Origin of the sequence: Streptomyces solicamelliae (assembly GCF_045348655.1) — a bacterium.
Classification (GTDB): domain Bacteria; phylum Actinomycetota; class Actinomycetes; order Streptomycetales; family Streptomycetaceae; genus Streptomyces; species Streptomyces solicamelliae.
In genome coordinates, this window is sequence record NZ_CP160404.1 from 2,676,744 (window position 1) to 2,694,274 (window position 17,531).

General features: G+C 72.2%; 15 protein-coding genes and 1 other RNA gene. 2 read left to right on the forward strand and 14 right to left on the reverse strand.

The annotated features are described in order from the left end of the window. The first annotated feature begins 33 nt into the window (after positions 1-33). Positions 34-1,374: a UDP-N-acetylglucosamine 1-carboxyvinyltransferase gene (murA, locus tag ABZO31_RS12350; RefSeq protein WP_406861204.1), complete on the forward strand. Its 1,341-nt coding sequence runs from the start codon at positions 34-36 to the stop codon at positions 1,372-1,374. A 252-nt stretch (positions 1,375-1,626) separates the two neighbouring features. On the opposite strand, the gene ABZO31_RS12355 is transcribed toward murA, so the two are convergent. The 10 genes from ABZO31_RS12355 to ABZO31_RS12400 all read right to left on the reverse strand — a co-directional run bounded on the left by ABZO31_RS12355 (position 1,627) and on the right by ABZO31_RS12400 (position 12,911). Continuing rightward, positions 1,627-1,908, reverse strand: coding sequence for an HU family DNA-binding protein (locus ABZO31_RS12355; protein ID WP_393648087.1), 282 nt, complete (start codon positions 1,906-1,908; stop codon positions 1,627-1,629). A gap of 331 nt (positions 1,909-2,239) precedes the next feature. Next, positions 2,240-3,676 (reverse strand): NAD-dependent malic enzyme, encoded by a 1,437-nt coding sequence (locus tag ABZO31_RS12360; protein ID WP_406861205.1) that lies wholly within the window; start codon positions 3,674-3,676, stop codon positions 2,240-2,242. Between the two features lie 376 nt (positions 3,677-4,052). Then, on the reverse strand, positions 4,053-6,401 hold the full coding sequence (locus ABZO31_RS12365) for a HelD family protein (RefSeq protein ID WP_406861206.1): 2,349 nt from the start codon (positions 6,399-6,401) through the stop codon (positions 4,053-4,055). Positions 6,402-6,463: 62 nt separating this feature from the next. Continuing rightward, the gene (locus tag ABZO31_RS12370) at positions 6,464-7,357 is read right to left on the reverse strand and encodes a zf-HC2 domain-containing protein (RefSeq protein WP_406861207.1); all 894 of its coding nucleotides are present in this window, start codon (positions 7,355-7,357) and stop codon (positions 6,464-6,466) included. Then, positions 7,354-7,941: a sigma-70 family RNA polymerase sigma factor gene (locus tag ABZO31_RS12375; RefSeq protein WP_406861208.1), complete on the reverse strand. Its 588-nt coding sequence runs from the start codon at positions 7,939-7,941 to the stop codon at positions 7,354-7,356. Before ABZO31_RS12375 ends, ABZO31_RS12370 begins: the two co-directional genes overlap by 4 nt. 71 nt (positions 7,942-8,012) lie before the next feature. Then, a complete protein-coding gene (locus ABZO31_RS12380) occupies positions 8,013-8,579 on the reverse strand; it encodes a CGNR zinc finger domain-containing protein (protein WP_406861209.1) in 567 nt (188 codons plus the stop codon). A gap of 80 nt (positions 8,580-8,659) precedes the next feature. After that, on the reverse strand, positions 8,660-9,169 hold the full coding sequence (locus tag ABZO31_RS12385; protein WP_406861210.1) for a GNAT family N-acetyltransferase: 510 nt from the start codon (positions 9,167-9,169) through the stop codon (positions 8,660-8,662). A gap of 47 nt (positions 9,170-9,216) precedes the next feature. After that, positions 9,217-10,356, reverse strand: coding sequence for a uroporphyrinogen-III synthase (locus ABZO31_RS12390; RefSeq protein WP_406861211.1), 1,140 nt, complete (start codon positions 10,354-10,356; stop codon positions 9,217-9,219). 100 nt (positions 10,357-10,456) lie between these two features. Beyond that, a complete protein-coding gene (locus tag ABZO31_RS12395) occupies positions 10,457-11,809 on the reverse strand; it encodes a nitrate/nitrite transporter (RefSeq protein WP_406861212.1) in 1,353 nt (450 codons plus the stop codon). A gap of 133 nt (positions 11,810-11,942) precedes the next feature. Beyond that, on the reverse strand, positions 11,943-12,911 hold the full coding sequence (locus ABZO31_RS12400; protein ID WP_406861213.1) for a LysR family transcriptional regulator: 969 nt from the start codon (positions 12,909-12,911) through the stop codon (positions 11,943-11,945). 82 nt (positions 12,912-12,993) lie between these two features. Here ABZO31_RS12400 and ABZO31_RS12405 point away from each other — a divergent pair, with 82 nt between their 5' ends. Beyond that, the gene (locus ABZO31_RS12405) at positions 12,994-14,229 is read left to right on the forward strand and encodes an MFS transporter (RefSeq protein ID WP_406861214.1); all 1,236 of its coding nucleotides are present in this window, start codon (positions 12,994-12,996) and stop codon (positions 14,227-14,229) included. Positions 14,230-14,340: 111 nt separating this feature from the next. Here ABZO31_RS12405 and ssrA read toward each other — a convergent pair. The 4 genes from ssrA to ftsX all read right to left on the reverse strand — a co-directional run bounded on the left by ssrA (position 14,341) and on the right by ftsX (position 17,522). Next, positions 14,341-14,709: a transfer-messenger RNA gene (ssrA, locus tag ABZO31_RS12410) on the reverse strand. An 80-nt stretch (positions 14,710-14,789) separates the two neighbouring features. Further along, on the reverse strand, positions 14,790-15,329 hold the full coding sequence (gene smpB / locus ABZO31_RS12415) for an SsrA-binding protein SmpB (RefSeq protein ID WP_406861215.1): 540 nt from the start codon (positions 15,327-15,329) through the stop codon (positions 14,790-14,792). 18 nt (positions 15,330-15,347) lie between these two features. Further along, positions 15,348-16,523 (reverse strand): S41 family peptidase, encoded by a 1,176-nt coding sequence (locus tag ABZO31_RS12420; RefSeq protein WP_406861216.1) that lies wholly within the window; start codon positions 16,521-16,523, stop codon positions 15,348-15,350. 78 nt (positions 16,524-16,601) lie between these two features. Then, positions 16,602-17,522 (reverse strand): permease-like cell division protein FtsX, encoded by a 921-nt coding sequence (gene ftsX, locus ABZO31_RS12425; RefSeq protein ID WP_406861217.1) that lies wholly within the window; start codon positions 17,520-17,522, stop codon positions 16,602-16,604. Positions 17,523-17,531 lie beyond the last annotated feature (9 nt).

A 17,531-nucleotide genomic window follows, 5' to 3' on the forward strand; every position in this document is an offset into this window, starting at 1 on the left:
GGCTGTGGGGGACCCCTTCGGAACGCGAGATTCATGACCGGCACAGACGATGTCCTGCTTGTCCACGGCGGCACCCCGCTGGAGGGCGAGATCCGCGTCCGCGGCGCGAAGAACCTCGTGCCCAAGGCGATGGTCGCCGCCCTGCTCGGCGAGGCGCCGAGCCGGCTCCGCAACGTGCCCGACATCCGCGACGTGCGCGTGGTGCGCGGGCTGCTCCAGTTGCACGGCGTGACGGTGCGCCCGGGCGACGAGCCCGGCGAGCTGGTGCTCGACCCGTCGCACGTCGAGTCCGCCAACGTGGCCGACATCGATGCCCACGCCGGTTCGTCCCGCATCCCGATCCTGTTCTGCGGGCCGCTGCTGCACCGGCTCGGGCACGCGTTCATCCCGGGCCTGGGCGGCTGCGACATCGGCGGCCGGCCGATCGACTTCCACTTCGAGGTGCTGCGGCAGTTCGGCGCGAAGATCGAGAAGCGTGCGGACGGGCAGTACCTGGAGGCCCCGCAGCGGCTGCGCGGCACCAAGATCCGGCTGCCGTACCCGTCCGTCGGCGCGACCGAACAGGTGCTCCTCACGGCGGTGCTCGCCGAGGGCGTGACCGAGCTGTCCAACGCGGCGATCGAGCCGGAGATCGAGGACCTCATCTGCGTGCTGCAGAAGATGGGCTCGATCATCGCCATCGACACCGACCGGACGATCCGCATCACCGGCGTCGACAAGCTCGGCGGCTACAACCACCAGGCGCTCCCGGACCGCCTGGAGGCGGCCTCCTGGGCGTCCGCGGCGCTCGCCACCAACGGCAACATCTACGTGCGCGGCGCGCAGCAGCGCTCGATGATGACCTTCCTGAACACGTACCGGAAGGTCGGCGGCGCCTTCGAGATCGACGACGAGGGCATCCGCTTCTGGCACCCCGGCGGCCAGCTGAAGTCCATCGCCCTGGAGACGGACGTCCATCCCGGCTTCCAGACCGACTGGCAGCAGCCGCTGGTGGTCGCGCTGACGCAGGCGACGGGCCTGTCGATCGTCCACGAGACGGTGTACGAGTCCCGGCTCGGCTTCACCTCGGCGCTGAACCAGATGGGCGCGCACATCCAGCTGTACCGCGAGTGCCTGGGCGGCTCGGACTGCCGCTTCGGCCAGCGCAACTTCCTGCACTCGGCGGTCGTCTCCGGCCCCACCAAGCTGCAGGGCGCGGACCTGGTCATCCCCGACCTGCGCGGCGGCTTCTCGTACCTGATCGCCGCCCTGGCGGCCGAGGGCACGTCCCGCGTCCACGGCATCGACCTGATCAACCGCGGCTACGAGAACTTCATGCAGAAGCTCGTGGAACTGGGCGCGAAGGTCGAGCTGCCGGGCAGCGCGCTGGTCTAGCCCCGCCGAGCGGGCCCGCTCGGCCCCGGGACCCTCTGCCGGGGGTCCGGGGGTCGCCCCCCGGGAAGACACAGCATGCAGAAGCTCGTGGAACCCGGCGCCGAGGTCGAGCGGCGGGGCAGCACGCTGGTGCAGGGCTCCGGTGGCCTCTCAGCGTGGCTGAGGGGCCCTCAGAACGGCACAAGGGCCGGTGGCCACCCCCTGGGGTGGCCACCGGCCCTTGTGCGCTTCGTACGGGCGTACGGAGGGCGCTTACTTGCCCTTGGCGGCTTCCTTGAGCTTCGAGCCCGCGGAGACCTTCACGCTGAAACCGGCCGGGATGTCGATCGGGTCGCCGGTCTGCGGGTTGCGGGCGGTGCGAGCGGCACGGTGGGTGCGCTCGAAGGTCAGGAAGCCGGGGATGGTGACCTTCTCGTCACCCTTGGCGACGATCTCGCCGGTGATCTCGGCGAAGGCGGCCAGCACGGCGTCGGCGTCCTTGCGGGTCACCTCGGCGCGGTCGGCCAGGGCGGCCACCAGCTCACTGCGGTTCATGTTGTTACTCCCGTGTTCTTCTTGCCTGTGAGGCGGGCCACGCGGCGGAGCCGCATGTTGGGCACAGCGAAGCCGATGCTGCCAGGGCCCTCGGACAGTCCCCGGACCCGGGTCTGTCGCCAGACCCTCGCGCCCGAATAGGCATCCTGCCCCCACCAGCGGCGGGAACGCCAATCCGGCACCCTCCGGGGTCACACGAAAAGCGCCAGAGGCCCTTCGCGGTGACGTTGCGTCGACTCCGCGAAGACGCTGCGGAGCCGAACAGAACCCTAAAGGCGGGTTTACGGCGCGACGTCCCGCGACGCGCCGTCAGACCCCGTTCGGCGAGGCGTCAGAGCCCGTTCGCCGCCGTGTCGGTCCCCGCCCCCGCCGCCTTCGCCGCGGTGCGCACCGCGCCCGCCACGGCGCCGGCGACCTTGTCGTTGAAGACCGACGGGATGATGTAGTTCGGGTTCAGCTCGTCCTCGGTGACGACGTCCGCGAGCGCACTCGCCGCGGCGAGCATCATCTCCGTGTTGACGGTGCGGGACTGCGCGTCGAGCAGACCGCGGAAGACACCCGGGAACACCAGGACGTTGTTGATCTGGTTCGGGAAGTCCGAGCGGCCGGTGGCCACCACGGCCGCGGTCTGGCGGGCGACCGCCGGGTCGACCTCCGGGTCCGGGTTCGCGAGCGCGAACACGATCGCGCCCTCCGCCATCGCCGCCACGTCCTCCGCGCCGAGCAGGTTCGGGGCCGAGACGCCGATGAACACGTCCGCGCCGACGACGGCCTGCTTGAGGGTGCCGGTGACGCCCTCCGGGTTGGTGTTGTCGGCGATCCAGCGCAGCGGCGAGTCGGCCGGCGCGTCCACCAGGTCCTCGCGGCCCGCGTGCACGACGCCGTGGATGTCGGCGACCACCGCGTGCTTCACGCCGGCGGCGATGAGCAGCTTGAGGATGGCCGTACCGGCCGCGCCCGCACCGGACATGACGACCCGTACGTCGCCGATGCCCTTGCCGACCACCCGCAGCGCGTTGGTCAGCGCGGCGAGCACGACGATGGCGGTGCCGTGCTGGTCGTCGTGGAAGACGGGGATGTCCAGGGCCTCGCGCAGCCGCGCCTCGATCTCGAAGCAGCGGGGCGCGGAGATGTCCTCGAGGTTGATACCGGCGAAACCGGGGGCGATGGCTTTCACGATCGCGACGATCTCGTCGGTGTCCTGGGTGTCCAGGCAGATCGGCCAGGCGTCGATGCCGGCGAAGCGCTTGAACAGGGCCGCCTTGCCCTCCATGACCGGCAGCGCGGCCTTCGGGCCGATGTTGCCGAGGCCGAGGACGGCGGAGCCGTCGGTGACCACGGCGACCGAGTTGCGCTTGATGGTGAGGCGGCGGGCGTCCTCGGGGTTCTCGGCGATCGCCATGCAGACCCGGGCCACGCCCGGGGTGTAGATCATGGAGAGGTCGTCACGGTTGCGGATGGGGTGCTTGGACGCCATCTCGATCTTGCCGCCGAGGTGCATGAGGAACGTACGGTCGGAGACCTTGCCGAGGACGACGCCCTCGATGGTCCCGAGCTTCGCCACGATCTCGTCCGCGTGGGTGGTGGAGGTCGCGGCGACGGTGACGTCGATACGCAGCTTCTCGTGGCCGGAAGCGGTCACGTCGAGGCCGGTGACGTGGCCGCCGGAGGACTCGACCGCGGTGGTGAGCTGGGAGACCGCAGTCCCGCTCGCCGGTACCTCGAGACGGACCGTCATCGAGTACGAGACGCTGGGCGCCGTTGCCATGTCCGGGTTCCTCTGCTTTCCCTAGCTGCGTTGCTACGCCGCCCCGGGCCGGCTGCCCGGCGGCGCCCTCCGATCGTCGCACCTACCAGCTGGTAGCAGGTAATGCGGTCATTTTGTTTTCGGAAAGTAGTTTCCACCATACGAGAGCTGGAGGAAGAACAGAAGAGGCCCCCGTCACCCGTGGTGACAGGGGCCTCGATTTCGTGCATACGCACGAAAGGCGTCTTGAGTGGCACCGACCCGCCATGCTCGCCTCGCGGCAAGTGGTCCCTCTGAGGGACGAAGGTTGGGCCCGGGGGCTTGGATCGAGCCGGTGCCACAGACAGGCTAACAAACGACCCCCGGAACTGATTCCTGCCGCGCAGCTTGACCGGATTCAGTCCCGCAGCAGGTCCGGCACCCCGTCCTCGTCCGGTACGTCACGCGGCCCGGAGACCACCGTGAGCTGCTGCGTCGCCCGGGTCAGTGCCACGTACAGCACCCGCAGACCGGCCGGGGACTCGTCGGCGATCTCCGCCGGCGAGACGACCACCGTGGCGTCGTACTCCAGGCCCTTGGCCTCCAGCGAGCCCAGCGCCACCACCCGGTCGCCCAGGTCCGCCAGGAGACGCGCGGCCTGCTCGCGGCGGTGCATCGCCACCACGACGCCGACCGTGCCGTCCACGCGCTCCAGGAGCCGCGCCGCCTCCGCGTGCACGGCCGCGGGCAGCCCGTCCCGCTCCGGCACGGCCACGAAACGCGGCTCCACCCCGGTCGAGCGGACCGCGCGCGGGGACTCCTTGCCGGGCATCGCCAGGGCCAGGACCCTGGCCGCCAGCTCGGCGATCTCCGCCGGGTTGCGGTAGTTCACGGTCAGCTCGAAGCGGCGCCGCGGCCGGCTGCCCAGCGCCTCCTCCCGGGCCTCGGCGGCCTCGTCCGGGGTGGACCAGGACGACTGGGCCGGGTCGCCCACGACCGTCCAGGTGGCGTGCCGGCCGCGGCGGCCGACCATCCGCCACTGCATGGGCGTGAGGTCCTGCGCCTCGTCGACGATGACGTGCGTGTACTCGGTGCGCTCCGCGGCCAGCCGCTCGGCCCGCTCCCGCTGGGTCTCCTCGCGCACCGGCATCAGCTCCTCCAGGCCGGTGAGCTGGTCCAGCGGGTCGTACTCGCGCTTCCGCTTCGGCCGGGCCGGGGCGCCGAGCAGGCTGTTCAGCTCGTCGAGCAGGGCCACGTCGTGCACCGAGTACCCCTCCCGGCGCAGCGAGCGGGCCACCCGGCGCACCTCGCCGGGGTTGAGCACCCGGCGGGACCACCGGGCGAGCCGTCTCTCGTCGGCCATCGCGTCGAGGACCCCGCGGGGGGTGAGTTCCGGCCACCAGGCGTCCAGGAAGCCGAGGAACGAGTCCTCGCTCGCGACGTCCTCGTCGAAGGAGGACCGCAGCTCGGCGGCGAGCTCCGGGTCCGTGTGCCGGGAGCCCGCGCCGGACTTGGCGTACAGGGCGTCCAGCAGCAGCCGGCGGGCGCGCGGGCGCAGCAGGTTGACCGGGGTGGTGCCGCCGAGCGCGTTGGTGCGGATCCGCTGCAGTTCCTCGGCCTCCAGCTCGATCCGGCGGCCGAAGGCGACGACCCGCAGCCGGGTGGGCGTGCCGGGGGCGGCGGCCCCGGGCTCCTCGCCGAGGGCGAGCTGCCCGTCCTTCGCCGCGGGCACCGGCGTCTCCAGGGCGCCCCGGGCCGCCTTGCGCAGCACCTTCAGCATCCGCGAGGAGCCCTTGACCCGGGCGACCGGCGGCTCGTCGTACACGGTGGCCTCGACGCCGTCGACCAGCGAGCCGACCGCGCGGATGGCGACCTGGCCCTCCTCGCCGAGCGAGGGCAGCACGCCCTCGGTGTACGAGACGAGCAGCGGCGTCGGCGAGACGATCAGGATGCCGCCCGCGTACCGCCGCCGGTCCTGGTAGAGCAGGTACGCGGCCCGGTGCAGCGCCACGGCCGTCTTGCCGGTGCCGGGGCCGCCCTCGACGTACGTGACGGAGGCGGCGGGCGCGCGGATGACCAGGTCCTGCTCGGCCTGGATGCTGGAGACGATGTCGCGCATGGTGTGGCTGCGGGCCTGGCCGAGGGCGGCCATCAGCGCGCCGTCGCCGATGGCGGGCAGCTCGGCGCCGCCGAGGAAGGCGGTCAGCTCGGGGCGCATCAGGTCGTCCTCGACGCCGAGCACCTTGCGGCCCTTGGAGCGGATGACCCGGCGGCGCACCACCCGGCCGGGGTCGACCGGGGTGGAGCGGTAGAACGGGGCGGCGGCGGGGGCCCGCCAGTCGATGACCAGCGGGGCGTAGTCCGCGTCGAGGACACCGATCCGGCCGATGTGCAGGGTCTCGCCGATGTCGGCCGTGTTGTCGGGCCGGACGGCGTCCTCGGCGGGCTCCACCGAGGTGTACGCGCCGTCCGGGCCCTTCTTGCCGTCCTTGCCGTCCAGCAGGTCGATCCGGCCGAAGAGGAAGTCCTCGAACTCGTTGTTGAGCCGGTTGAGGTGGACGCCGGCCCGGAACACCTGGGCGTCGCGCTCGGCGAGCGCGCCGGGCGTCCCGACGTGTCCGCGCTGGGCGGCGTCGTGCATCAGGAACTCCGCCTCGTGGATCTTCTCCTCGAGTCGCCGGTACACCCGGTCCAGATGTTCCTGTTCGACACCGATCTCGCGGTCCCGGACGGTGTCGACCACACCATCGGCTTCCTGCGCGGCCACCGAGGCCCCTTTCTCAACGTGCACTGGGCAGCCGTCGAGCGTACGCCACGGTGGCGGCTCTGTCAGGCGTCGACCTCCACCAGTCGGTCGCCGTCGAAGGTCCTGACCTCGAAGCGGTCGATCTCGTCCCGGTCCATGGCCGAGCCGCCGTGCACGTACAGCGGGTTCTTACCGGCCTCGTTGGGGCTGTCGGGGATGCCGTAGCCCCACTTCGGGACGGCCCAGGAGGTGACGATCTCCTCCTCCCCCGTCTTGGAGACGGCGACGAGGGTGCACTTCAGCGGGCCCTTGACGTTCTTGAGTTCCAGGACCGTGTGGGTGCCCCAGCCCTTCTTCTCCATGCCGACGGTGGCGCTGACCTTCGTGATCGCGTCGGTGGCCGCGATCTTCTCCTCCATGTGGTGGAAGAAGGCGTCCTCGGCGGGGCTGGTGGGGTGCGGGTCGGCGGCGACGTTGCTCCGTCCGTCGTCCCCGGAGGTGGCGACGACGGCGACGGCGGGCCCGCCGATGATCAGCGCGGCGGCCGCGGCGACCAGGTACATGGTCCGGCGGCGGCGCTGGGCGCGCTTGACCGCGACCTCGTCGACGAGCCGGTCCAGCAGCTCCGGCCGGGGCACGACGGGCGCCACGGACGGCCCGGCGGAGGCCGGGCGCGGGATCACCGGACGGGGCGCGGGCGGGCGCGGGGCGAAGGCGTCGAAGGCCTCCTCCGCGTACGGGTCGATGCTCTGCGGCTCGCCGGTGCGCTGCTCGGGGCCGGCGCCCTCGGCGAGCATGGCCAGCATCGGTTCGAGCCCGGAGAACTCCTCCAGATGCCCGGCGCACTGCTCGCAGCCGGCGAGGTGCGCCTCGAAGGCGGTGGCGTCGGCGTCGTCGAGCACGCCGAGCACGTACGCGCCGACGGCATCGTGCGGCGACTCGCGGTCGTACGCCGGTCCGCTGTCGAACGCGGTCATACCGACACCCCCCTCTCCTCCAGCGCGAGCTTCATCGAACGCAGTGCGTAGAACACGCGGGACCGCACGGTCCCGCTGGGTATGCCGAGCGTCTCGGCCGCCTCGTTGACGGTACGCCCCTTGAAGTACGTCTCGACCAAGACTTCCCGGTGGGCCGGGGTCAAATCGTCGAGGGCGTCGGAGAGGGTCATGAGCCAGAGAGCCTTGTCGATCTCGTCCTCCGCGGGCATGACCTCCAGCGGCGACGCGTCGACCTCCTGCGGCCGGGCCTGCCGGCTGCGGTGGCCGTCGATGACGATGCGACGGGCGACCGTCACCAGCCAGGGTCTGACGGAACCGGTGGCCTGGCCCAGGCTGCCGGCGTTCTTCCAGGCACGGATGAGCGTCTCCTGCACGACGTCCTCGGCGCGCTGGCGGTCGCCGGCGACGAGGCGCAGTACGTAGGCGAGCAAAGGGCCGGCATGCTCGCGGTACAGCGCCCGCATCAGCTCCTCGTCGGGGACGGAGGATTGGAGCCGTGCGGGACTGCCGCGATGGCGGGCCCGATGCGGACGGTCATCGGCCACGGCGGCATCCTTGCGCACGCTGAACCTCCCGGTCGAGACCTCTGGCGGACTGCTGTCCTCCTCTCTTACGCGGGGCCCCGGGGTTCTGCTCAACTCACGGCGGAATTTCTTTTCGTGGGATGCCGGCGGCGGTGCCGGGCGACACGTTCGCGGTTGCCGCAGACCTCGCTGGAGCACCAGCGCCGGCGGCGGCCGCGGGAGGTGTCGAGGTAGCAGCGCCGGCAGTCGTCGCTCTCGCACTGCCTCAGCAGGGTGCGGGCGACGGGGTCGGTGAGCAGGTCGACCGCGTCGCGGGCGACGGCGGCGAGCAGGGCGCGGCAGTCGGGTTCGGCGCTCAACTCCCGCACGAGCGCGCCGGTCTCGCCGCGTACGGCGCGGGGCGCGGGCGGGGCGGCGGCCGCGGCGAGGGCGTTGAGCCGGGCGAGGGCGGCCGGGTCGGGGCCGGCTCCCTGGAGCTGGGCGTGGACCAACGCGCCGACGCAGTCGCCGAGTTCGCGGAACCGGGCGACCCAGCGGCCGTCCACGGCGGGCAGCCGGGTGGCCCCGGGGACCAGGCCCTCGGCGTGCAGCCAGCGGTCGAGGGCGTCGGCGCGGTCGGGCGGCTGGGCGGCCAGGTCGAGGCAGATCCGGCCGGTGTCGATGACCACGGAAGGCATGTCCCTGTCACCACCTCGCGTGCGGCGGACGGTCGGCGTGCGGTGCCGCCCACCAGAGTGCCCACCCGGGGCGGAGCCGACTAGTCCTGCGGCGGAGGATCGTCGTGCAGGATGCGCTGGAAGAGGTGGTGGTCCCGCCAGGCGCCGTCGATGTGCAGGTACTCCGGAGCGAGGCCGACGGTGGTGAACCCCGTCTTGGCGAGGACCCGTTGGGAGGCGTGGTTGTCCAGCAGCGTGCCGGCCTCGATGCGGTGCAGCCCCAGCTCCTCGCGGGCGGCCCGGCAGACCTCCTCGACGAGCCGGGTGGCCAGACCCTTCCCGGCGTACGAGCCGTCCACCCAGTACCCGAGCGAGGCACTGCGGAACGGCCCGAGCACGATCCCGGACAGGATCGCCATCCCGACCAGCGCCTCGCCGTCCACGGCGACCCAGCGCCGCCCCCCGTCGGCCAGCCGCTCGGCCTGCCCCTCGGCGGTGTAGTAACGCTCGCTCCGGTACGGCTCGATGTGCCGCATGTACGCGCGATTGCGCACCAGCGCGGCGGCGAGAGCGGGGGCGTCGGCAGGAACGGCGGGGCGGATGGGGACCATGGGGCCACGGTAACCGGGAGGGCCGCCCCCCGGCGGCCCCAACGGCCCTACGCGTCGCCGTACTTCGTCTCCGCCGCCTGGTCCACCGCCAGTCGGTAGCCGCGCTTGACCACCGTCTGGATCAGTTTCGGGGCGCCGAGGGCGGTGCGGAGGCGGGCCATCGCCGTCTCCACCGCGTGCTCGTCTCGGCCCGCGCCGGGCAGGACGCGCAGCAGGTCCGCCCGGGAGACCACCCAACCCGGCTTCCGGGCCAGCGCGGCGAGCAGCGCCATGCCCGCCGGAGGCACCGGCCGGAGCTCCCCGTCGACGAGCACCGCGTGCCCGCGGATCTCGATGCTGCGGCCGGCCACCGGGAGCGTACGGGCCCGGGCCGGCAGCTCCCGGCAGAGCAGCTGCACCAGCGGCCCGAGCCGGAACCGCTCCGGCTGGAGCGTGTCGATGCCCCGGGCCTGCAGCGGCAGTGCCGTCACCGGCCCCACGCACACCGCGAGCACCTCGTGCCGCAGCGCCGCCAGCAGCTCCGCGAGGACCCCGCGGTCCTCCGCCCTGGTGAGCAGCGAGGCCGCCGCCGGCGCGCTGGTGAACGTCACCGCGTCCAGCGAACCGGCAAGCACCTGGTCGAGCAGCCGGTCCAGCGGCGCGAGGTCCTCCGGCGGCATCCACCGGTACACCGGCACCCCGACGACCTCCGCGCCGCCCGCCGTCAGCGCCTCGACGAACCCCGGCAGCGGCTCCCCGTGCAGCTGGAGCGCGATGCGGCGGCCCGCGACGCCCTCCGCGAGGAGCCGTTCCAGCACCTCGGCCATGGACTCCGAGGAGGGCGACCAGCTTTCCGTGAGCCCGGCGGCCCGCACCGCGCCCTTGACCTTCGGCCCGCGGGCCAGCAGCTCCACCCCGCGCAGACAGGCGAGGAGCTCCTCCCCGTGGCCCCAGCCCTCGGCCGCCTCGATCCAGCCCCGGAAGCCGATCGCCGTGGTGGCGACGACGACGTCCGGGGCGTTGGAGATCAGCTCCTTCGTCGCGGCGAGGAGCTCGGTGTCGTCGGCGAGGGGGACGATCCGCAGGGCCGGCCCGTGCACCACGGCCGCCCCGCGGCGGCGCAGCAGCGCGGCCAGCTCGTCCGCACGCCGCGCCGCCGTGACACCGACGGTGAAACCCGCGAGAGGTCCCTGCTCTTGCTCGTTCATGGGACCTGAGACTGACGGCACGGCGTGACAGTCTCGGTTCCGCTGTATTTCCCGGTCGTTACGGGCGGATCCAGCCACTGTGTCACCGGCCACTGTCGGCTCACACCTCGGCGTATCCGCGCTGCGGCTCGGTCGCCGCGCCCTCGGCGGTGTCCGGCACGGCGGCCGGCCGGCGAAGGTATACCGCCCAGGTGACGACGATGCACGCAGCGTAGAAGGCCAGGAAGGCGACGAAGGCCGAGGTCCCGGTGCCCGCGGTCTGGAAGGACTGCCGGAAGGCGAGGTTGATGCCGAGCCCGCCGACCGCGCCGATCGCGCCGATCAGCCCCATGGAGGCCCCGGAGAGCCGGCGGCCGTACGCCTCCGCCTCCTCGCCGGACAGGCCCTTGCGGTGGCCCTGCGCCAGGAAGATCGCCGGGATCATCTTGAACGTGGAGCCGTTGCCGAGGCCACTGAGCACGAACAGCCCGATGAAGCCGACGAGGAACACGGTCAGCGACTCGATCACCGAGGCGTAGACGACCACGCCGGTCGCCGCCGCCATCGCCACGAAGGTCCACAGCGTGATCCGCGCGCCGCCGTACCTGTCCGCCAGCGAGCCGCCGACCGGCCGGATCAGCGAGCCGAGCAGCGGGCCGACGAACGTCAGCGAGGCGGCCTGCAGCGGGGTCCGGCCGAACTGGGTCTGGAGCACCAGACCGAAGGCGAAGCTGTAGCCGATGAAGGAACCGAAGGTGCCGATGTACAGGAACGCCATGATCCAGGTGTGCTTGGCCCGCACGGCCTCCAGGACCGCGCCGGTGTCGTTCTTCACCGGGGCCAGGTTGTCCATGAAGAGCGCCGAGCACAGCGCCGCCACGACGATCAGCGGGATGTAGACGCCGAGCACGATCCGCGGGTGCGCCGCGCCGGCGGTGCCGATGACCAGCAGGCCGATCAGCTGGACCACCGGGACGCCGATGTTGCCGCCGCCCGCGTTGAGGCCGAGCGCCCAGCCCTTCTTGCGGAGCGGGAAGAACGCGTTGATGTTGGTCATCGACGAGGCGAAGTTGCCGCCGCCGACGCCGGTGAGCGCGGCCACCAGCAGGAACGTCCCGTACGAGGTCCCCGGCTCCATCACCACGTAGGCGAAGCCGGTCGGCAGGAGCAGCAGCGCCGCGCTGACGATCGTCCAGTTCCGGCCGCCGAAACGGGCGACCGCGAAGGTGTACGGGATGCGGATCAGCGCGCCGACGAACGTGGCGGTGCCGATCAGGAAGAACTTGCCCGCGGGGTCGATCCCGTACTCCGGCCCCATGAAGAGGACCATCACCGACCACAGGGTCCAGATCGAGAAACCGATGTGCTCCGAGATCACGGAGAAGAGCAGGTTGCGCTTGGCGATCCGCTCCCCCTGTTCACGCCAGAACGTCTCGTCCTCCGGCTCCCAGCGTTCGATCCACCGGCCGCCCATGTCCCACCTCCGTGTCTCGTCCCCAACGTGCTCCTCGACGGTAGGAAGGGCGCGTTTCAGGCCGGTGCCGTGAGGTGACGGGTACGGAACCTTGCTCTCACCGGGCAGGTGCGGGTCGTGTGAGCCGCGGCCGTCACGGTACCGGCAGGCCCGGCTCGTCCTCCGGGAGCCAGGCGCCGGGCGGCCGACGGAGCCACCCCTCCGCGGCCGCGAGCTCCGCCGCCGCCCGGCGCAGCGCGTCCAGGCCCGCGTGCCGCAGCCCCTTGCGCCACACCAGCGACACCGGGGAGAGCGGTACCGGGTCGGTCAGCGGCCGCAGCACGGAGGCCGGCATCGGCGGGAAGTCGACCACGGCGAGCACCGGGACCCGGTGCCGGGCCATCAGCCGCCGGAACTCCTCCTTGCCGACCGCGAGCGGCGCGGGCGGCGCGATCTCGATGCCCCGCCCGGCGAACAGCCGCGCCGCCAGGTCGGTCCACTCCGGCGTGCGGTCGTTGCCGGCGCCCGCGTAGATCCGCTCGCCCGCGAGCGCGGCGAGCGGCACCTCGGGCAGGCCCGCGAGGGGGTGGTCCTCGGGCAGGATCACCGCCATCTGCTCGTACCGCACGAGCTGCGCGCCGAGCCGGGCCCGGGTCGCCGCCGCCAGTCCCCCGTACCGGCCGAAGGAGACGTCGAGCCCGCCCGCCACGATCTGCGCGGCGGCCCCGGTGAGCCCGCTCTCGTACCGGGCCATCAGCTCCTGGTCGGGGGCGAGTTCGCGGGCGCGGGTGAGGACGGCGGTCGTGGTGACCAGGCCGGGGCTGTTGAGGTCGACGAGCAGCGGCCGGGCCGCGGCCCGGAAGGCGTCGGCGAGCGCGTCGTGCGCGGCGAGGACCTGCCGGGCGTACGGCAGCAGCCGCTCGCCGTCCGCGGTGAGGGTGACCTGCCGGGTGGTGCGCACGAACAGCTCGGCGCCCAGCTCCCGTTCCAGCCGCCGGATGTCGCGGCTGAGGGCCTGCTGGGCCACGTACAGCCGGGCGGCGGCGCGGGTGAAGTGCAGCTCGTCGGCGACGGCGGTGAAGGCGCGCAGCAGGCGCGGTTCGAGATCGGAGGAGGAGGCCACGCGGCATTTAACAACGCAGGCGCGTGAATGGCGATCGATTAGGTGTTGGACCGGGTGGGGAGGCCTCCACGAGCCTTGATCCATGCCTCGCACCCCTCTGACCCTGACCCCGCACGGCCCCGCCCTCGCCCCCCGCTACCGCGACGCGCCCCCGCCGCGCCGGCGCTCCAACCCGTACGCGCGGCTGTTCGCCCTGCCGGGCACGAAGGCGTTCACCGCGGGCAACCTGGTGGCACGGCTGCCGTCGGGCATGTTCGGCGTCGCGGCCGTGATCATGATCTCCGACCGCTACGACTCGTACGCGCTGGCCGGAGCGGTCAACGCGACCGGGGTGGCCGCGATGGCGCTCGTCGCGCCGTGGACGGCACGGCTCGTGGACCGGTACGGGCAGGCCCGCGTCGCCGTCCCGGCCACTGTCCTGTCCGTACTGGGAACTCTGGCGCTGCTCCTGTGCGTACGGGCCGCGGCACCGGCCTGGACGCTCTTCATCTGCGCCGCGACCACGGCAACCGCGCCCAACACCGGCGGCATGTCCCGGGCCCGCTGGGCCCATCTGTACCGGGACGACGCGGCGGCCCGGCACACCGCGAACGCCTTCGAGCAGGCCGTGGACGAGCTGTGCTTCATGCTCGGGCCGGTGCTCGCCGCGTTCCTCTGCTCGGCGCTCTTCCCGCAGGCGGGCTCGCTGATCGCCGCGGCGCTGTTCCTCGGCGGCGTGCTGCTCTTCGCCGCGCAGCGCGCGACGGAGCCGCCGCCGGCCCCGCGCACCTCGGCCGGCTCGCCGCTGCGCGCGCCCGGGATGGCGCCGCTGCTGGGGGTCTTCCTGGCGACGGGCGCGGTGTTCGGCTCGATGGAGGTGGTGACGCTGGCGTACGTGGACGGCCCGGTCGCCGGTCCGGTGCTGGCCCTCCAGGCGGCCGGGTCGTGCGCGGCGGGTCTGGTGTACGGCCGGGTGAGGCGCGCGGCGGGCCTCGGCGCCTGCCTGACGGCCATGGCGCTCCTGATGTCCCTCCCCCTCCTCGCCGCCACGACGGGCTCGCTGCTCGCCCTGGCGGGTGGGCTGCTCCTGGCGGGCATGGCGACGGCCCCGACGATGGTCACCGGCATGTCCCTGGTCCAGCGGCTGACGCCGCCGTCTCAGCTGAACGAGGGCATGACGCTGGCGGTGACCGCCCTGCTCGGCGGGATCGCGGCCGGCTCGGCGGTGGGCGGCTGGGCCGCGGAGCACGCCCCGACGGCGGCGTACGGCTACCTGGCCCCGCCGCTGGCGGCGGCTCTTGCCCTGACCCTGAGCATGACGAAGGCCCGGCGGTCGTGACGACTGCCGGGCCTGCGCCCACATGGGATGAGGGGGTCTGGGGGTCATGCCCCCAGAACACCGACGAGGCGGACCGGGCTCGCACTGTCTGCGAGCACGCTCCACCCCGACTCGTGGAGATGGCGGGAATCGAACCCGCGTCCAACGGTGCGGAACCAGGGCTTCTCCGTGTGCAGTCTGGTACGAGTTTCTCAGCCCTCCGGATCACCCAGACAAGTCCGGAACAGGCTCAGTCACTGTTTGATTTCCCTCTTCACCCCGTGACCGGGATCAAGGTTTAGTCCCCTTGATGATGCCAGGATCCGGGTCGGGAACAGCCCCGGGCTGACACTTCGCAAGTCGCTACTTAGGCAGCGAGGGCGAAGGAATCGCGCTTGGTGTTGGCGATTATAGGTTTCGGCGCGTGGTTTACGAGATCATTGCCGCTTCCTCGACACGCTTCCCCTGCTTCGACATCCGCTGTCGAAACCGATCATCCCCATGTTGATTTTTCAAGATGTGCACCCGCTGTGAGGTGCAGGGCCCATGGTACGTGACCACCGGCCGCGGTTGCCAGCGGATTAACGCTCCTGGGCGCGCTGCCGCCGTCGGGCCGCCGCGATCGCCCGGCTCGCCTCGCGGGTGTCCTGCTGCTCGCGCAGGGTCTGCCGCTTGTCGTACTCCTTCTTGCCCTTGGCCAGCGCGATCTCGCACTTCACCCGGCCGCCCAGGAAGTAGAGCGCGAGGGGCACGATCGTGTGACCCGTCTCGTTCGCCTTCTGCTCCAGCTTGTCGATCTCGGCGCGGTGCAGCAGCAGCTTCCGCTTCCGCTTCGCCGAGTGGTTGGTCCAGCTGCCCTGCATGTACTCGGGCACATGGATGTTGTGCAGCCACGCCTCGTGCCCGTCGATCTGCACGAAGCCGTCGACCAGCGAGGCCCGGCCCATCCGCAGCGACTTCACCTCGGTGCCCATGAGGGCGACGCCCGCCTCGTAGGTGTCGAGGATGTGGTAGTCGTGCCGCGCCTTCTTGTTCTGCGCGATGAGCTTGCGCTCCGGACCCTTGTCCTTGGTGTTCTTCTTCGCAGGCTTGCCCTGCACGTTCACGAGTCCCTTTGCCATAGTGCGGTCATTTTCGCACTACGAGCCCCTCCTGAGGCCACTCAATACCGAGCGGGCCTGTTCCTCGGCGCGCGGACCCGAGCCGTCGCCGACGGTGAGGTCCGGGATGATCCCGCGTCCGTCGACGCCGCGGCCGGCGGGGGTGCGGTAGTGACCGACGGTGAGCTCGGCGACCGAGCCGCCGGGCAGGGCCCTGGGCATCTGCACGGAGCCCTTGCCGAAGGTGCGGGAGCCGACGGTGACGGCCCGGCCGCGGTCCTGCAGGGCGCCGGTGAGGAGCTCGGCCGCGCTCATGGTGCCGCCGTCGATCAGCGCGACCACGGGCCGGCGGGTGTCGCCGCCGTCCTCGGCGTAGACCGCGCGCTGCTCGCCGTCGACGTCGTACGTGGCGACCAGGCCGCCGTCGAGGAAGGCGGAGGCGGCCACCGCGGCCTCGGAGACCAGGCCGCCGGAGTTGCCGCGCAGGTCGAGCAGGACGCCCACCCCGGCCGGGGCGGACCGCACCGCCTCGCGCACCCGGTCGCCGGCGCCGCGGGTGAAGGCGGTGACCCGGATCAGTACGGCCCCGTCGTCGAGCCGCCGCACGGTGACCGTCTCGGTGGCCAGCGCGGCCCGCCGCAGCGTCACCGTCCAGGCGGTCCCGCCACGGGCCATGCCGAGGACCACGGGCGAGCCGGGGACGCCGTCGCCGCGCAGCAGGGAGACCGCCTCGGAGACGGACAGGGCGTCGACCGGGCGGCCGTCGACGCTCCGCAGCCGGTCGCCGACCCGCAGCCCGGCGCGTCCGGCGGGGCCGTCGGCGCGGACGTCCGCCACCTCGACGCCCCCGTCGCCGGCGCGCCGGGCGGACAGCCCGACGCCGGTGTACCGGCCGCCGAGGGCCTGCTCGAACTCCTGGTACTCCCGGCTGTCGTACACCGCGCCCCAGCGGTCGCCGCTGCGGCTGACGAACTCCTCGGCGGCCTGGGTGCCGGACTTGCCGTCGGCGATCGCCTCGGCGGCGGCCTCCGTCAGCGCCTCGCGGTCGACGGTGGCCGGGCGGGCGGCGCCGCTCAGGGCGCGCGGTTCGTCGGATGCGGCGCGCGGCAGCGTGTCGGTCACCACCGCGGCGGCGAGCACTCCGGCGAAGACCAACGTCAGGGCGGCCCCGGCGCCGTGGCGACGGGGCCTGCGACAGAAGCCTGGGCCCACCATGCGGCCCACTCTAGGACAAGCACCGAGCGCCGTACGGCGGTTGCCCGTACGGCGCTCGTGGTGCGAGGGCGGCGCTCGTCACACCTTCAGGTACTTGCGCAGCGCGATGAAGGCGGCCATGGCCGGCATCAGCAGGCCGATGACGAGGACGAGCGGCAGCTTGGCGAAGACGGCGTCCCAGCCGATGAAGTTGACCAGCTGCATCTTCTCGGCGAGCGCGAGCCCGTGGTCGATCAGGAAGTACCGGCCGACGAGCAGCATGATGCAGGCCACCGCGCCGCCGAGGAGTCCGGCGAAGGCGGCCTCCATGATGAACGGCATCTGGATGTAGAAACTGGACGCGCCGACGAGCCGCATGATGCCGGTCTCGCGCCGCCGGCTGAACGCGGACACCCGCACGGTGTTGACGATCAGCATCAGCGCGATGACCAGCATCAGGCCCATCACGCCGAGCGCGGCCACGTTCATGCCGTTCATCAGGTCGAACAGGTTCTGCAGGATGTTCCGTTGGTCCTGGACGGACTGCACGCCGTCCCGGCCGGCGAAGGCCGTCGCGACGACCTTGTACTTCTCCGGGTCCTTGAGCTTGACCCGGTACGACTCCTGCATCTGGTCCGGCGTGATGGTGGCGGCGATGGGCGTGTCGCCGTACTGCTCCTTGTAGTGCTTGTACGCCTCTTCGGCGGACTCGTAGTGGACCTGCTCGACGAGCCCGTCCATCTTGCCCAGGTCGGTCTTGATCTGGTCCTTCTGCTGCGCGGTGACCGCGCCCTTGGCGCACTTCGGCGTGGTGGCCGCGTCACTCTTGTTGCAGAGGAAGATGGAGACGTTGACCTTGTCGTACCAGAAGTCCTTCATGGTGCTGACCTGCTCGCGCATGAGCAGGGCGCCGCCGAAGAGGGCGAGCGACAGGGCCACGGAGACGATCACGGCGAAGGTCATCGTCAGGTTGCGCCGGAGGCCGACGCCGATCTCGGAAAGCACGAACTGAGCGCGCATGGTGTGCTG

Excerpts from the sequence above, each read along its gene's own strand:
- murA (WP_406861204.1), top strand. The coding sequence starts at position 34 with ATGACCGGCACAGACGATGTCCTGCTTGTCCACGGCGGCACCCCGCTG.
- ABZO31_RS12355 (WP_393648087.1), bottom strand. The coding sequence starts at position 1,908 with ATGAACCGCAGTGAGCTGGTGGCCGCCCTGGCCGACCGCGCCGAGGTG.
- ABZO31_RS12360 (WP_406861205.1), bottom strand. The coding sequence starts at position 3,676 with ATGGCAACGGCGCCCAGCGTCTCGTACTCGATGACGGTCCGTCTCGAG.
- ABZO31_RS12370 (WP_406861207.1), bottom strand. The coding sequence starts at position 7,357 with ATGACCGCGTTCGACAGCGGACCGGCGTACGACCGCGAGTCGCCGCAC.
- ABZO31_RS12380 (WP_406861209.1), bottom strand. The coding sequence starts at position 8,579 with ATGCCTTCCGTGGTCATCGACACCGGCCGGATCTGCCTCGACCTGGCC.
- ABZO31_RS12385 (WP_406861210.1), bottom strand. The coding sequence starts at position 9,169 with ATGGTCCCCATCCGCCCCGCCGTTCCTGCCGACGCCCCCGCTCTCGCC.
- ABZO31_RS12390 (WP_406861211.1), bottom strand. The coding sequence starts at position 10,356 with ATGAACGAGCAAGAGCAGGGACCTCTCGCGGGTTTCACCGTCGGTGTC.
- ABZO31_RS12395 (WP_406861212.1), bottom strand. The coding sequence starts at position 11,809 with ATGGGCGGCCGGTGGATCGAACGCTGGGAGCCGGAGGACGAGACGTTC.
- ABZO31_RS12405 (WP_406861214.1), top strand. The coding sequence starts at position 12,994 with ATGCCTCGCACCCCTCTGACCCTGACCCCGCACGGCCCCGCCCTCGCC.
- smpB (WP_406861215.1), bottom strand. The coding sequence starts at position 15,329 with ATGGCAAAGGGACTCGTGAACGTGCAGGGCAAGCCTGCGAAGAAGAAC.
- ABZO31_RS12420 (WP_406861216.1), bottom strand. The coding sequence starts at position 16,523 with ATGGTGGGCCCAGGCTTCTGTCGCAGGCCCCGTCGCCACGGCGCCGGG.
- ftsX (WP_406861217.1), bottom strand. The coding sequence starts at position 17,522 with ATGCGCGCTCAGTTCGTGCTTTCCGAGATCGGCGTCGGCCTCCGGCGC.